Source organism: Reichenbachiella sp. MALMAid0571, from assembly GCF_040151475.1.
Taxonomy (GTDB): Bacteria; Bacteroidota; Bacteroidia; order Cytophagales; family Cyclobacteriaceae; genus CAXBNB01.
Map to the genome: position 1 here is coordinate 84,863 of NZ_JBDKWG010000147.1, position 18,526 is coordinate 103,388.

Annotated in this window: 1 protein-coding gene; it reads right to left on the minus strand. The window is 41.5% G+C overall.

All coding sequences use genetic code 11. The features are described 5' to 3' along the window. Positions 1 to 16: 16 nt before the first annotated feature. The gene (locus AAOP42_RS19720) at positions 17 to 18,526 is read right to left on the minus strand and encodes a LamG-like jellyroll fold domain-containing protein (protein ID WP_349530303.1); all 18,510 of its coding nucleotides are present in this window, start codon (positions 18,524 to 18,526) and stop codon (positions 17 to 19) included.

The following is an 18,526-nucleotide window of genomic DNA, read 5'->3' on the forward strand; positions in this document are numbered from 1 at the left end:
TTAAACGAACGTAAAATTACCGGGAAATGACGAACTTAGATGTACTAATTATGAGATTGTCATCATTGGTATCAATAAAATTCAAAATGTACAATCCATTTCGAATTCCTGAAATATCCAATTCCGTTTTTTGTTGGAATCCATTGACTATTTCCTGATCCAAAAGTACATTTCCGAATAAATCTACTACTCTGGCATACACACCAGTCACTGTTAATTTGTCGTAATTGACCGTCAATTTATTTTTAGCAGGATTGGGATAAACATTTAATTCTCCAAAATACTCTTTGTGGATACTCAATATTTCGTTGAGTCCTACATGAATTACTCCCTCTGGAGTTGCTGTGGCCAGTACCGAGAAGGCATTAGCCTCTCTGAGGTCTCCGCTCACCACAAACTCTGTGAATGAATTCTCGTCCATTGGTATGCCCGGAAACTCTATACTAAACCTGTATGTACCGGGTATTAGCTCCTCAAACACAAACTCTCCTTCATCATTTGTTTCTACATAAGCATACAGGTCAAATATTTCATCCGCATCTCCACGTCCCGAACCTCTCCGTCTTTTCAAAGCGCAACCTTTTCCTGCTAACCTTCTTCTACCCAATGTCCTGCCATCATCTAACCCATCGTCTTCTTCAAATACACCTGAAAAAGTACCATCACCAAAATTGCCGGGATCGGGCACTGGTATGTTAGTAATATTGATATTCAATTTACCTTTTTTATCTCTCAGAGAAAGTGTATCAGCAGTCAACCACTCATACTCACTCACATAATATGTCTGAATATATTTAGTAGGATCTGACCTTACACCAATGATATAATCTCCCAATGGTACATCCCGGATAATATATCCGTCCAAACCTACCTGAAATGTTGGTTGACCTGTAGCCGGATTGATCAAAGAATCATACCTGGTATTCAAATCTCTGATCACCATCATTCCTATGTCTCCTTCATTCACTTCAGTACCATTATTATCATATACCTTACCTTGCAAATCAACTGTCCCCACCACCAGGGTTTCATTACTCACCAAAGTCAATCCGGGAACTTCTGGATTAGTAATCCGACACCTATATGTTCCCATATTGTCGAATCTTAAATTTTCCAAAACTACAGTAGAGCCTACCTCTTTCGGTTGAACAACAAAAGAAGCAGGACTTCCATAGAGCACATAAGCTTTTCTCTCCCATTCATAAATATTGTTCTCTCCTCCAATTTCCACACTGATCGGATAATCAACTCCTGCTTTTACTTTCACAGGGTCGACAGGAAATCCAAACGGGTTTTGTGTGCCTATAACAATCTTGCTTAAGTGATCCAGATTCCTTTCAAAGTCATCAAATTCCAATTTATTCCCGGATACATTGATGTTTTCGATCTTTTTCAAAGATGTCATATCAGGCAATCCTGTAATGGCATTACCGGAAAGGTCAACTGATTTGATTTGGGTAATATCTTTAATATCGGAAGGAAGGTCATTGATTACTCCCCGACCAGGTAAATTCAATCCGGTAATTCTATTTCCCGCATCAACCACACCAGTCCAGTCTCCAACCCGTCTGTTGTCTCTTCTCCAACCTATGACAGTCCCGGTCCAGTTAGCACCACCCATAGCATCATATATAGCCAATAGGGCCAAACTGTCTCTCTCCAATGATGATACCCGGAGTTGAGCAGGGTTAGTTTCCAATATGAGTCCGGCATAAGATGGATTGGTTACTTCCACATGATAAATACCGTCATGTATTTTATAAATCAAGAATGGTAATGGCACAATTCCAAGATCGGGATCAACTCCCCCTGCTACTTCCACTCCGTCTTTGTACCATTGGTATTGATTGCCTGTACCTCCAACCAATCTGTTCAACTCTATTGAAGAAGTGCTTTCAGCTATGATAACAGTATCTTCAAGCAGCAATCCCTGAGGATTGAAACTGTAGGCATTATTGTTTCTAATGTCAGAAATGGCATCCAATGCTGCAAAATCAAGTTTATTCAAAGTAATATCGAGACTAGTCAGAGACCCTTCTATTGTCAGAGATGATAAATCTGCAACAGAAGTAAGTAGGTTACTACTTAAGTTTACAGTTGCCAAATCATCAAAACCGGATGAAATGTCGGGGAAACCACCTGACAGATTATTGTTTGACAAATCCAAGGCCGTAATACTTCCGTCACTAAAAGTAACACCATACCAGTCTTTCACCTTACCCTGTAGCCATTGGCCTTTATTTGTCCAGTTTTCGCCATTGGTTGCATTATATACATTGACCAGCAATAATGAATCAGCTTTTAACTCAGTGGACACAGGTAATTTCACGGTTATGACATTGCTATTGGCAGAAGTATAATCAGGACCTACATTTGCCCGCACTCTGTAGTAGTATCTTGTATCATGATACAAGCCAGTAACTTTAGTAGATAATCCTGCTACACTCAGGCTTTCATAACCAGACACAAATGTATCGAACGACTTGCTGGTTGAAACATCGAGTAAGTAGCTTGTAGCTTCGGGATATTTATTCCAATTGGCAGTGAAACTGAACGGCTCTACCTGGTTGGCAAATGTCGCTACCGGAGCTATAACAGAAAATAGTGCATTGCTCACATCAGACACCTTACCGTCACTAGTTTTTACTCTAATGCTGTATGTGTTAGATGCTTTAAATAAAGCCCTATCTACAAACCAGACAAAACTGCCGGACAAGCTGGTCACAGTGCCATCAGTCAATGGACTCCAAAACAACCCGCCATTTACGGAGTATTCAATAATAAGCGGGATATCTCCGGCTAATCCAGTAGTACTGAAGGCAATAGTAAAATTCCTGTTCTGATCTAATTTTTCTCCTCCATTAGGATTCAGTACTGTAATGGATTTCTGTTCGATAACCTCAAAAACCGCATCGACCTGATCCTGAAGTGTGTTGGTGGTATTTTGCACCCGGATCAGGTAATTGCTTCCAATAGGATAAGTAGCAGCGTCCACAAGCCAGGCAAAAGAACCCTTAAATGCAGCTACAGTATTGCTGGCTATATTATTCCAGACTGTTCCATCTGTTGACCATTCTATGTCAATCACTTCATTGGCATCCAAGCCAAAGGAATTGAATTTGATATTGAATGTGCTATTTTGTTCAATTTGCTCTCCTCCGTTTGGAGATACCACATTTAAAGCAAGAGATACGGGAGCCATGACTTCAAAAGGCTGTTCACTCTCAGAGGAAGCTACACCATTGCTTGTTTGAACCCTGACTTTATAATTAACACCCACAGCAAATGTAGCAGCATCTACATACCAAACATATTCTCCTCCGAACTGATCGGCAGAAGCTGATATCAGGTTTAACCAATTATTTCCTCCATCTATAGAATAGTCGATGTTTATATTTTCACTTCCTGTAAGATTAGATTCGTTCCAGGTAATGGCTTGTGTACTGTTTTGTTCAATTTGCTCACCTCCCAGTAGAGAAGTCAATGTAAGTTCCGGTACAATCTCCTCAATTATTTCAAAGAGGTCATCACTTTCATCAATAGCAGACGAATCTGTATTTCTTATCCTGATCCTATACCGTTGATGTGGCAAAAAAACTACAGGATCAATAAACCAACTGAATTTACCATTGAACGAAATTACAGTAGTTGTTGCCAGATTAGTCCAGTTAAAACCATCGGTAGAATATTCCAGAACGATTGTCTCATCATCTTCAAGCCCCAAAGTGTTGAACAATATATCGATAGTAGCATTTTGCTGAAGCACTTCCCCTCCATTGGGTGACAGAATGTTAAAGGCAACCCGGTCTGGAGATATGATTTCAAAAAAGTCATCACTTTCATCAGACACTACATCATCGGCGGTGCGTACCCGTATCTTATTGCTAATTCCTAAATCGTAAATAGTTTCATCAACAAACCAATTGTATTGACCTTCTAGACTAGATACAGTACCCGTGGTAAGAAAATCCCAATCTGAAAAACCGCCATCAGCCGAAAACTCTATAATAAGGGTTTCTGAATCCGGGATTCCTTCCGTACTCCATTCTATTTTATAATTACTGTTAAGTGAAATCTGCTCATTTGTATTGGGAGATGATACAGTTATTTCAGAAACAACTTCAGGTTCAATTATTTCGAAAATTCCTCCTTCGGAAATAATTGACCCACTGGCATCATCTATTATTCTGATTCTATAATCAGCTCTCGCATTGTATATGAAATCATCTACTATCCAGATATAATTACCACCAAAACCAGATACTGTATTGGTAGAAATAGCATTCCAGCCTACTCCATCATTCGAATATTCCAATCTCAATACATCGCTTCCTGCAAAACCTGTAGAAGAAAACCGAATATTATATGTCTCATTTTGCTCAATTTGCTCACCACCAACAGGAGCTATCATTGCCAATACCTGGGTAACAGGAGCAACTACTGAAAATACCTCATTGTTCCTGTCGGAGACTGAAGAATCTACGGTTCTTACTCTTACCTGATAATCTGTATTGACACCAAATATGGTATTATCAACAAACCAGTTTAAAGAGCCATTGAAGCTATTGGCAGTTCCGGTAGCAAGTTCTTGCCAGGCATTACTGGTTGTATATTCTATAACCAAACTCTCCGATCCAATAAAATTAGTGGTATTCCACTTAATCACCTGTGTACTATTTTGCTCAATTACCTCGCCTCCATTTGGAAATGTTACCAGAATAGATTTGACCACTTCAGGAACAATCTGGAAATTTTGGTCACTGTCATCCAAAGCTGTACTATTTGTATTTCTTACTCTTACTTTGTATTGAGTGCCAGTCGTGTAAGTCGCAGGGTTAATAAACCACTGGTATTTTCCTCCAAAACCAGATACAGTTCCCTGAGCTATAAAAAACCAATCATTGCTCAAACCTCCATCTTTGGAGTACTCAATGATTAAAGTTTCTGATCCCTGAAAATTCTTTGAATCCCATAATATGCTGAATGTTGAATTTCGTTTGATCTTTTCACTGCCATTTGGGTCTAATAACGTAAGTACCGGACGAGGTTCTATAATACTAAAAAATGTGTTACTTGTATCTTCAACAGTACCATCCTGTGTTCTAATCCTTATTTTATAACTGTTGCCTGTAGCATATTTGCTTTGATCAATAAACCAATTGTAGTTACCTTCAAATTGACCTACCAATCCACTGGCAATTCCTGTCCAGTTTGTGCCATCATTTATCGAATATTCTAATACAAGAGATCGGGTACGAGAAATACCAGTTGTAACAAAAGAAATGCTGTGACTGCTTTTTTGCTCATAAATTTCACCTCCATTTGGCGATTCAATACTGATGGTAGCTACTTCCGGAACCGTAATTGCAAAATCAGGACTGGTTGAAATTAATGAATTATTTGAAGTACGTACCCGGATTCGATACTGGGAACCTGCTGCATAAATTTCATGATCAACAAACCAATTGATCTTTCCATTAAGAGCTGAAACCGTGCCTGTTTTAATTACCGACCATTCTACACCCCCATCATTGGAATATTCTACAAACAGATTTTCAGTACCAACAAAATTATGCGCCTGCCAGGTAATGGCAAAAGTGCTATTTTGCTCAATAGAAACAGTTCCCACATTTGGAGATTGCAAACTTAGTGAAGGAGGAACAGGTGGTGCTACTGTAAAATCTGAACTGCTAGTAACTACAGAAGAGCCATCAGAAGTACGTATCCGTATTTTGTTTGTTGACCCCAGAGAAACATTAGTATTTACAAACCAATTGTATTTGCCAGCAAACATAGTAACCGGTCCGCTTGAAAGAACGATATAGTTAGCCCCTGCATCCGATGAATATTCAACAATTAATGTCTCAGTACCTACAAAATTTTGTGCGCTCCAGTTGATGATGTAAGTACTATTCTGGAAAACAGTTATTCCTGTATTGGTCGGATTAATCAAAGTCAACTCCTTAGGAGGAGATATTATTTCAAATGTTCCAGAACTTTCTCCTACAACCGTACCATCTTCCGTCCTCAACCTTATCTTATAATTGTCTCCGGAAACCTGAGCAGCACTTGTTGTCCAAGCAAAACTACCATTGAACCCTGAAATAGTATTGGAAACTAAAAATGTCCAACTCGAACCATTATTGGCGGAATACTCCAATACTAAAGTAGGATCACCCGTAAAATCAGAAGTACTGAATCCAATATTTATCTGGTTTCCCTGCTCGAAAGTACTGCCTCCCTCAGGAGAAGTGACTACAATAGAAGGACTACCGGGAGGCATGATATTGAATGAAGCACCAACACTTACAAATAAATTTTTGTTAGCGTCACCCAATCCAAAATCACTTTCTACAGGTAATTGCGTATTGAACGATGAGACAGATGCCCCGGCAGAAATATCAGCGGTAAGCCAATAATATACGCTGGCATCTCTATCAATATTCTGATCAAATTCGAAACCAACATTATTTTCAGCAACATTTCCGTAATCTACACCAGCACCTATCTGAGTTGCCGTACTGAAGTTGTTGACACTATTGCTAAACAATTTAAATCCCCCTGTTTCAAAATCTGAAGCAATAGAATTTCCCTGAAACCGGAAAATTATTCCTGCTACTTCCGCATTAGCCGCAGTAACATCAAACCTTAACTGACCTATGATATTGGCACTACTTCCTGCTATCAGGCTCTTACCCGATACAGGTAATGTTGCTATATTAACTGTTGGGTCAGGAATGATTACTTCGAAACTTGAAGCACTTTCTGATGAGGTAGTATTATTTTCCGTCCTTACCCTAATCCTGTAATTTGATCCCGGAGTAAAATTAAATTCATCAACAAACCAGTTGTATGTCCCATTCAACAATGCGGAAGCATTGCTTACCAGAGCATTCCAATTACTACCAGCATCTGTGGAATACTCTATAATAATCATTTCATTTCCTTCGAAATTAGAAGTAGTCCATCTAATCGGAAAATCGGCATTTTGTACCACCTGCTCTCCACCAACAGGAGAAATTAAAGTTATTTGCTGATCTGTAGGCTCCTGTATCGTATATGTAGCACCCTGAATCGTTTGTAAATTCTTAATGGCTATTTCAAATCCAAAATCACCCGTAAGTGGATTGGCAATGTTAAAGTTAGAGTTTTTAGCTAATGCATCAATATCGACCGTAAGCCAGAAGAATCTCGTGCTTCCTGCAACAATGGTTTCATTAAGAGAAAATCCGATTTTATCAGTACCAACATTTCCATAGCTGGCAGTTCCGATCTGTGTAGCCGTAGAAAAATCGTTAGTGCTACTTTCATATAATTTAAAGCCATCGGGTGCAAACTCAGCGACAGTAGCATTGCCTTGTAAGGTAAAAGCTACATCGATCGGAGTGGCATCAGAAACTGCAACATCATAACTGTATTGATATATAATCTGATTAGAAACACCTACCGTAATACTCGTTCCCGTAGAGGGAAGGGTAGAAATAGTGACTACAGGATCACCAGGTATTATTTCAAATGTCGTTTCGCTAACAGATAATAAGATATTGGCGTCATTTCTAACAGCAATCAGATTTTCTGATCCCACAGGATAAATATCTGAATCTAAAAATAATGTAAAAGCTCCACTCAAACCTGCCACCGTACCTGAACCAATTTCAGTCCAACTAACACCACCATCAGAAGAATAATCGATAGCTATAATCTCTGACTCATCCAGGTTATCAGTAGTAAATGAGATGTTTAAAGCAGTATTTTGTTGAAATTGTCCTCCACCATTTGGTGCCAATAAAGTCAGGGCAGGAAGAAGTCCGGTTCCATGAATATTGAAATTATAAGGATTTTCATCCACATCATTATTAAAAATCAAAACCTCTGACACACGCAATCCTTCTGCCAGAGCCGTGAACTGAACTGAAAAAGTAGTGCTCTCACCTGCAAGTACTACTTGATCCGGTTGAGCAACAACCACAAAATCGGTATCTCCCGAAACACTTACCGCATCAGTACCCAGTATCAAATCACCAGTTCCGATATTATTGATAGTAAATGTTTTTGTTACGGGACTTGCAGACACCAGTAGGTCTCCAAAGCCGGTATCATCAAATGTGGAAGGAGTATTGTCACCATCCACAATCTCTATATCAAGGCCTGTGATTTCAATTTCAGGGTTCGCAGTGACAACATTAAAGGCATCAGGTTGATTGCCGTCCGCTTGTAAATTACCAACCTGATCAAGTCCTGAGGTTACATCTATATCTATCAAACCTATAGCTACATTTGCATCGGATACATTAAATGTAGCTGTATAGGTATCATTCGGTAAACTCCCATTTGTAAAAATCCCACTAGCAAAAGTCAAAGTAGAACTTAAATCCGGAGTAAAACTGATCTCCGGGGTATTGATGCCTATGTCCATCGATTCATTATAAACGATTACAACGGAAAAATTACCTGCTCCAACATCTGCATCTGTTATGTTAAACAATGACGGTGTGATAGAAATAACATTAGGAACCGTAACATCCTTAACTACAGTACCTGTTGCTGGTAAACCAGCGTTCGAAAATTCATCTTTTAAGATGACACTGACTAAAAGCTCACCGTCAGACAATGCACTAACATCGACATTGCTCACTATTTGGGGATCATCACTAATGGTTCCAATCCCAGTCACTTTCAATGTATTATCATCAGCACTACTGCTAATTTCGTATTCATAGTCTGCTCCCAATTCTCCACTATTAATTTCAAAATTCAACAGTGCCTGAGCAAGATTTACCACAGGGTTGTTGATTGTAACACTGTATCCGGAAGGGACTTGTGAAATGGTAAATGAAGAACTTGCCTGTAATGTCCCCATTATATTAAAAGATCCATCCAATCCGAGATTTTCTTCCGGAATAGGCTCATCAAGTCCAAAAGTATTTCCTATTGTGGCTCCTGAAGCAATATCTGCCGTGATGTACCAATAAACAGTTTCATTCGTGTAGGTATCTTCAAATAAAAGTCCAACCATACCATCAGGGATTTCAGGATCTCCTGAAAAGAACCCATTGGAATCTATATATGTTGCTGATCCAAAATCATTGACTCCTATCGAATAATAAAAATTGAACTGATCAAAGTCTGTTTCAGAATAGGTTCCATCAGGAGTGAAAATCATACCGAAAAAATTGGCAGTTCCCCCTGAAACTTCCATACTCACTGTATAAATCAAATTGTCGATAGTGCCAGGAATCAAAGGAATAACCGATGTGGACTCAGTGGTAAAAGTTAAATCTACTGGTGGATCTGCTGTAATAAAATTATCAGAAATTATTGAAGACAAATTTCCGACAGCATCTTCTGCGGCCCAATACACATAGTAATTGGTGGAAGCACTCAGCCCAGTAATTTGGTAAGTGTCCCCTGTAAATCCTGTAATGGCATAATTTGCCGCTGAGATTGCAGGAGAACCCAATTCGTCCTGCCCATCTAAAATTTGCTGAAAGCTTGGGGGATCCACGGACTGAGTCAGTACATAATACAATGTACTGGTCTCATCTACTTCAATGTATATATCTGCTAAATTTTCTGTTATAGTGTACAAGGATAGGTTAGAAACTATTGGAGCTTTTTTATCATTTAAGGTAACTGAATTATTTGACTGACCTAAATCCATGCTATTGCCTGCTCCATCATAAATTGGCTCATTCGGCTCAACAGTAATCGTTTCTGTTCCATCAGGAACCCCTGTGATATCCAATGAAATTTCTACCTGAGATTCAGATATAACATTAATTGATGAGGTGCTGACGGTGGCAACCCCACCAGACTGGTTTAAAATAAAATTGTCCAAAATCACATCAGCTAAGCCATCTATATCTGAGAAAATACCTTCATCAAAATTTATGGCCAATGTTAAATTATCTCCGGATAGAGATGTTGAACTTATAGTAGGGGCGGTTTGATCAAAATACACAAATGTACCATCAGTAACTGTAGTCACCTGAGTACCTACATTACCTACTAAATCCTCAAAATCTATAGTAAAAGTGTATAATCCTTCAGTATCGGTTTCTGTTGGAGCATAGCGTATGTTCCAGTTAAGCGGGCCACCAGTAATTCCAGGGATAGTATTGGTGACAGGCTCTCCTCCCGAAAAGACAGATGTAGTTACATTGGTTATGTCTTCGTTCGAAGTAAATGCTATGTCAACAACATCTGCTGGATGGGCATAAGATGGATTTCCTGAAGGATCTAAGCCGATAGACACGGAGCTTAAAGTTGGCACTGACAAATCCTTTTCCACAGTGGCAGTGGCTGCCATTCCGGCATTTTCAGCCACATCTGTCAAAACAACACTAACCGTTAAAGTACCATCCTGCAAAGTGCTTATATTAACCCCATTGATATCTTCAGGGCTACCTGAAATTGTCCCGTTTCCGTTTATCTCTAAGGTATTGCCGTCCGCATCGCTACTTATTGTGTAATCGTAATCAGCACCAATTTCACCTCCATTTATTTCAAAAGTCAATGTTGGATCAGCAATATTCACATAAGCATTATTAATTGACACGCTATAACCAGTTGGCGGCTCGGTATCCGCAAATGGAACAGAGAAAACAGAAGTACCTTCACCAGGAGTAGTAACAGTTGCCGTATAGGTGCCAGCAGGATCAAATGGGCCGGGGGAAATTGACCAGGCATTGGAAGTAATCGTGGTTTCCCCCACAAACGTAGCTCCCTGGTCGCTATCACAGTCATCATCGGACTGATACACATAGATGACAGCACCATCGGCCAGGCCGGAAGTAGTCCCACTGATTACACTCGCACTAAGGTTGTCAATAGTTGGGAGTGCAAGATCAGGCGTTCCGTTAAAGCCGATACCGCCATCGGTATTACAGAAAATTTCATTACCCAGGATTTGTATGCCAGCAAGGCTGGTGGCATTATAAAACACAGCATATTCACCATTTCCCGCAATTATGTTCTCTTCCCCTGCACCCGTACCACCTATCTGCACATTGGTTGTGCTTGCCGTCATGTGAATACCGTTTTGCTCGTTCGGGGCTATCGTCGTTCCATCTGCCAACACACCAATGTTATTTCCCTGTATTAATATGTTGGAGGAAGAGCTTGTGATTTCAATACCATGGCCAATTGTGGACTGCCCGTTGTTGGCAATGATATTATCCAATATCATGATCCGCTGATCGGTAGAGTTGGCACCCACCGCCCCTTGCAGAAATATACCCGAATCAATATTTCTGGGGTTTCCTGTCCCTGTGACCGTACCATCGACAAACACACCAATTTTGTTGTTTTGAATGATTACGTCTGTTGTACCTGCCAGAATAGAGATGGCATCTGAGGAGTGGGCAAATACGTTCCCTGATATTGTATTTCCCGCTCCACCACCGCCGGCAAATGTCAGCGCATTAGGGCCGGTGCTGGCAACAGACTGTCCGTCGGCAAATACCCCAAAATAGTTATCCAGAATGTCAATCCCTGTGGGATCAGTCGTTTGAATATTGACCCCACCGGATGCAGGCATCACATTGTTTTGGATAGTGACCGAAACAGCACCAGCGTCAAGTTGTATATTGCCATTGCTGAATGCGCCATTTAATTCCGAATTCCCATCTTCAGAAGTTCCAAAATAATTATTGTCAATGGTGATAGCGGACACATCGCTGGCCAGTGAAATAGCCGTGGAAGATGCACCAAAGAAGTTTCTTTGGCCTGTATCTGTTCCTCCAATAGTCACATTGGTACTACTGGTCGCCACACGGATACCATCAGTTGTTTCAATAAAATCATTCCCAGAATCATCTATGCCAAACTTGTTACCATATATGTCAATATCATCGGAAGAACTGGCTACCAATATCACATAATTATTGACACCAGCGATCTGATTTCCTTCACCATTAGTATAGTCACCACCTATCTGCACACCGTAAGAGCCAGAGAGTGCAATACCATAATCCTGGGCATTGGAGCCGGAGCGGTCCGATCCATCGGGGTTTGTTCCTATGCGGTTGCCCTGGATGGTTCCTCCACTTGCCCCTACCATGTAAATCCCACTGTTTGAATTGTGATAGATAATGTTTCCTTTTTCCGGCGCACCAATAATTACGTCGTTACCTGTTACCTTAATTGCAGCAGTCTGGCTGTCCGTATTGCCATCATCAAAATTGGTAAGGGCAAGGCCGTAGATTTCAACATCATCGGCTGTTATGATCAATCCACTTTGATCAGCCGCTGAAGGAGTAGAACCATCTATCACCACCATGTTGGCTTCATCACCGAAGGCCCAATCGTGCTGGGTCGTGCCGTCTATGATCATGGTAGATGTAATGTCAGGCAAGTCGGTAACAAGGTTTATCACATTTCCTGTTCCGGGGATGTCGAAGGTGATCGTCTCACCAGAGCTGGCATTTGCGTTAATTATGGCTTGACGAAGTGAACCCATTCCCGAATCGTTGGTATTTATAACCACATATGGCTCAAAAGCAGCAGCCGATGTAATCCAACTTGAATTTGTTGGATCTGGAAAATTAGTTAGGGTTCCATGATTGCCACCCGTTGTACTATGATCAGGCAATATAGTTCCTGTAGATTGGTCAAAATTATAATAGGCTACAAGATTAGGTTCAAGGCTGGCAAATATTGAACTATTCATAGATGCGTTTATTTGGGCGGCAGAGCGAGCTTCTGACCAGATTCGGATTTCATCCAGTTGGCCATCCATAAATGCTTCTAAGGTTGGGCCAGTTGATTCGGAGACTCCAATCTTTAAATCGGCTTCATTACTGGTATAAAATGGATCGCTCGCTACAGCAGTAGTTCCCAAAGACAAACCATTTACAAACACTTCTAATTTAGTGCCGTCATATACTCCGGCAAAATGTACCCACTCGCCTATCTGTAGAGTGTAGTCGGGCGTAAACAGGTAGGGGGTTCCTCCATCGTCAACATGGGCCAAATACACTTTGAAAGTACCGGCTTCATTAAAGTAACCAAAAATATACCCGTTTGGCTGTGTATCTATCTGTCCTTTTTGAAGGAATATAAAACCAGCGTCCGTCTCCGGTTGGGTATTTATTTTTGCCCAGGTTTCAAATGTATAATGTGTGACCTCAAGGCTAAGGTCAGAAGCTACTCTCACATAATCATCTTCCCCGTCAAACGTAAGCGCATTGCCTGGATGGGTGTAGGTTGAAGCATAGCTCACATTACTAGGCAAACTTGATCCTGACGTGTTCTTGGATCTTACCCGATATACATAGGATTTATCCGCTTCTACTGTATTGTCGAATACTTCGCTAGGATTAGCCCCTACCGTAAAAACAGTACTGAAACCAGGGCCTCCCACTTCATTGCGTTCTATTTCAAAACCAGACTCATCATTTGAGTTATCAGTCCAGGTTAAGACCACAACATTCCCAAAGGCAGCAGCTACCAAATCAGTAGGTGCGTCAGGTGCTGCGCCTGAGTCCATCGCCCCGGAGCTTGTCCAGTTGGAAGAGCTTCCGGTCAATGCAAAATTCATTAAGATCCCGTCATTTTGATTATGGCTTCTGTCAGGTAAAATGTCTATGGCAGGACTTGAATTGTCACCGTCAGCCACACCCTGATCGAATTTATAGTAAGCCACCAGGTTTGATTCCCCTCCGGAAAGGCTTGAGAACATATTGTTTTGAATTTCACTTTCGGATCGAACATCCGACCAAATACGAACTTCATCAATACCACCTGGCCAAAACTGCGTTACGCCATTAAAATAACGTCCGATCTGAACAGGATTAGAATTATTTTGCCTTGACCCGGAAAAAGTAGAAGAACCGCTTAACTCACCATTAATATATAACAATATACTAGTCCCATCTACTACTGCCGCCAAATGTGTCCAAGTAGCGAGTTCAATGTCTTGGTCTGTTGTATTGTTTCCATCTACTGCGGAAATCCCTGTTCCATTTCCTAAAAAGAAATTGACATTACCATTGATTGTACCCTGCACCTGCAAATTGAATTCGGCCGAATTGTTGTCTGTACCTGCCTTAGTCAAAATGGGTTGGTAATCGGAAAAATCATTAAGATTGACCCATGCTTCGAGTGTGAAATCGCCAGTAAATAAGTCATCCTCAAACAGCTCCACATAGTCATCTGTTCCATCAAAATCCAGCGCATTGTGAGGTGGGGCGAAAGTAGTAGCAAATTTTTCATTTGTGTAACCCGAATAGCCCTGTTCATTGATTGCTCTCACCCGATACCAGTAGCCTGTTTCGGAAGTAACATTAGTGTCACTGTAACTTGGGATGTCAGCCACTACAGTAGCTAGTTCTGTATAGCTAGCCCCTCCGTCTGAAGAGCGTTCTATTTTAAAAGCTGTTTCGTTAAATGAATGGTCTGTCCAGCCGATTTCAATTTCGGCATTGGAAACTTCGAGTGTGAATAAGCCGGAAGGTGAGGCCGGAGCGAACTCCTGCAAAGCTCCGGAGGCCACCCAAGCTACATTCGGGTCTGCAAATCCAGTGAGTGCCCCATCATTTCCAGATGAAATATCAGTGAGAAAAACCCCTGAAACTTCGTTGAATTGATAATAATCAACCAGGCCACTCTCATTGCCAACTAGTGTTGAAAAAATGTCATTCTGAATTTCGGATTGAGACCTGTCTATATTCCATACCCTCACTTCATCAATGAAGCCATCAAAGAAATCATCAGTGCCAAAACCGTCTATGTAGCTAGCACCAATTCTATCATAAGCAATATCCGTACGATAAACAGTACTGATTCCAACGGCATCCAGTACGCCATCTACATATATTTTCATTTCACGGGTGCTTTGGTTGTGTGTAACTGCTACATGATGCCAGTTTCCATCATTAACCAACTTAGTTCCATCAAGTATATCAAAATCGAGTGCTGAACCTGTCCAGTGAGTGTAACGAACTACTCCACCGTGAACGCCAAAAGCTCCTCTAATATTATTATGATGATCCCCAATGATAGCCATCGCCGGGTTACCCACGTATGAGTTGGTAACATTGACGGACGTTGTACTGACCCATGCCTCATAGGTAAGTCCTGTACTCAAGGTATTTCTGGTTAGGGCAATAAAATCTGTTGTCCCATTGAAGATAATCGCATTGCCCGCATCCGTTTGGATAGAAGCCCCATCAAACTCCAAAGCACCCATATCCACAGTACCGCCTTGCACCCTCGTGTTTCCCGCAAAATCAAAGGGTATGCCCTCACTGGTATCAGCATCCCCGTCCAGGTCGGCTGCATCGGCAGGAATTACAGAATTGTCGCCACCGTTTATTGCTCCAGAACCGCTTTGAAGGCTAAAATCAAATTCGTTTACATCCGTGAAAAGTGGGTCGGCAGATGAGCCATTCATGCCTATCGCACCAGTAGAGATGAGGTTATAATCCATGACTGCATCTGCATGCAAGCCCGATTCCATGTCAACTTCAGCACTCAAGCCAGCTTCATTTCCCCAAATAATGTTGTTCTTGATTGTGCCCTTGCTGGAACTGTCTATGTACATACCACCTGCCTTGGTTCCGGCATTATTCCCATAAATCGTATTGTTGACGATAAGGGCATCTGCATTTGTGCCTCCAAAGTGTATGCCGCCTCCCGTATTGCTGGCCGAGTTAAGAATAATAATATTGTTCGCTATTACTGTACCCGGAAGCACAATCCCTGTATGTATACCCGCACCGTTATTCGCTTGGTTGGCATAGATGAGGTTGTTAAAAATTTGTGTGGTACCTGTTGCCAACTTGATAGCACCACCGTTCGAATCGCTCACATTTTCATAAATCTCACAATTGCTGATGATAGCTGACTGATTTGATGTGTTGATTCCCGCACCGTTCAGCGATACTGAATTATACCTGATCACGCAATTGTTAATAGTCATGCCCGATAAATTCAACTTGATACCGCCACCAATATTATCGCTACCTGAACCGTTCGCATTTCCACTTTGTATAGTGAAACCATCTAAAACAGCATCGCTGGTGCCTGAATTAGCCACGATGATATGGTATAAGTTGTCTGCCCTGCTTGGTTCACTGGAATCTATATTGTCAGGATCATCGTCTTCATTGATATCACCGCTAAGAATAGTGGCATTTGCTTTTGGATCCCTTTGGTTTAGAAGTGTTTCCCCACCAGCAAAGCCACCATAGAGTTTAATGTCCCCTTCTATGACAAATGAAGCAGAGCGATCATAATCCGTGGGTATATATGTTCCTGCCGCTACCCATACTTCAACCCCTGTTCCGGCAATGGCCAACGCAACTTCCAAGTCATTAAATGCATTGCTCCAGGATGTGCCGTCGGATGCCCCCCCAGCGTTTTCATCTACATATAAAGTCGTGCTGTTGACAGTGGCCAATTCGCCAATTGTGTAATATCCATCAACCAGGTTTAGTAGGTTACCTGAAAAGGAAACAGTATTGTCAACTACTTCAGCCCCAACCCCCGCCAATTGAAATTGACTGGATTGATCAGGCCTGTATAAAAGGCCATACTTAGCACCAGATGTGACTAAACCAAGTTCGTCAAAGTCAAAAGTCATTGTGGCCACCCCACCGTTATCATTTACATCGGTAATCGTCACGTGCCATTCCCTTTCCCAACGGCTGTCAATCACATTTGTATTGACAAAAGAAGTTACAGTTCCGTTAGTGGATAAGGATTGTGAAACGAATACAATTTCATCACCACTGTCCTGAAGAAAATTTATGTCGCTTACGGTCAATCCAGCATTGGATGCAGTGGAAACCGTTCCACCAGCTTGTTGGGTTATTAGTGCATAGCCCGGGTCATAGTCTCCTGTTTCGGCCACCCAGTTGGAACTTGTGCCAGAAAGTGCAAATCCTGATAAAGTACCATCATTGCCATTTCCTGTTATGTCCGGTAAAGTTGTCAATCCTGTATTTGTGCCACCAGGGATTCCAACATTGAAATCGTAAGAGGCCACAAGACCAGTAGCGGAAGTAAGGACCTTGCCCATATTGTTGATGATTTCTGCCTGAGCACGGGCTACATTCCAGATGCGGACTTCATCCATTTGCCCATCAAAATAAGCTGACGCACCATTAAATGAGCCAATTCTGACATCTGCCGTATTGCTTGGATTATTAGTTGTAGAACCTGTTACTTCCACTATTCCGTCCACATAAACAATCATATCTGTACCGTCTCTGACGGCTGCTACATGATGCCATTCCCCATCGGCATAACCGTTCGAGCCGACAATATTAACATTGCCAATTTGGAAATTGACATTGCCGGTATTCCACGTCATCTGGTATCCTGTTGATCCCCATTTTGATATTATCCTTTGGTTCGCAGTGCTGGTAGAACTAAACCATGCTTCTAGGGTAAAATCATCTGTATCTGAGAAATCCAGCGTTGCATCGTGAGGGATCGTTACAAAATCATCGCTTCCATCGAAATCAAGAACATTCTCAAAATTTCCTTCGAAGGTCCCCATGTCAACATTGGATCCTGCAATCCGTTCATTACCTGCCAAATCGGTGGTTATACCACTTGGAATTAGTGCATTATCCCCGCTATTTATTGCCAATGACCCGTACCGCAAATGAAGATCCCCGGTAATTTGTCCCGGGATAGCGTCACTAACAAATTGAGGATCTATAGGGATGCCTGAGGTTCCCACGTAACTATTTGAAGCATTAGGGGAACCTGAAGTCACTGACGATCCTGAATTGTTACCGACCAACGAGTAACTAACTGTATAACCTGAAACCCCTCCAAGATCAGAGCCGGATGATGCTGTGTTTCCGGCAATAATTGAGTTGTATATAAATGAATCATCCACATAACCACTTCCGCCAAAATTCTCCCCATAAATACCTCCACCGTTTCCGGTTGTAGAGTTTCCCGTTATGGTTGAATTGTAGATAAAAATTGAACCAAATGTTCCAATACCTCCTCCATGATTTGCCGATGTGGTATTCCCATAAATGGCACAATTTATTAGTGTAAGGTCAGCAGTTGAGTAGTTGTTATTACGTATTGCACCACCATAACCAGTAGTTGCATTGCCTCTAAGAATACAATTTTCCAAGGTCAGGTTTGCTGCGTTGCTGATTGCCCCACCGTTTGCACTCGACCCATTTTGCATAACCAGATTGGTAATGAGCTGAGTGTACACAGGGCTGTTGGGATTGTTGAAAATCTGAGTGGAGCCACCACCATCTATGACCAATTGACCGGGGAGAGCCGGGCCATTTATCGTAATATGATTGCTTATGGTTATCGCAGATAATAAGTTAATGGTGCCATTGACGCCAGTGGCATCAATGATGTGTGGATTACCGCCAGTTGCCCCCCCATCACCATTTGCATCAATGATCGCTTGCCTCAACGAACCAGCACCAGAATCGTCAAGGTTGCTGACTGTAAAAATGGATCCTATAGAATAAGCGGTAGAAACGCAATAAAATAGAAAAATTGTAAGTATAGTAAGCAGTCGGGTATAGTTTCTCAT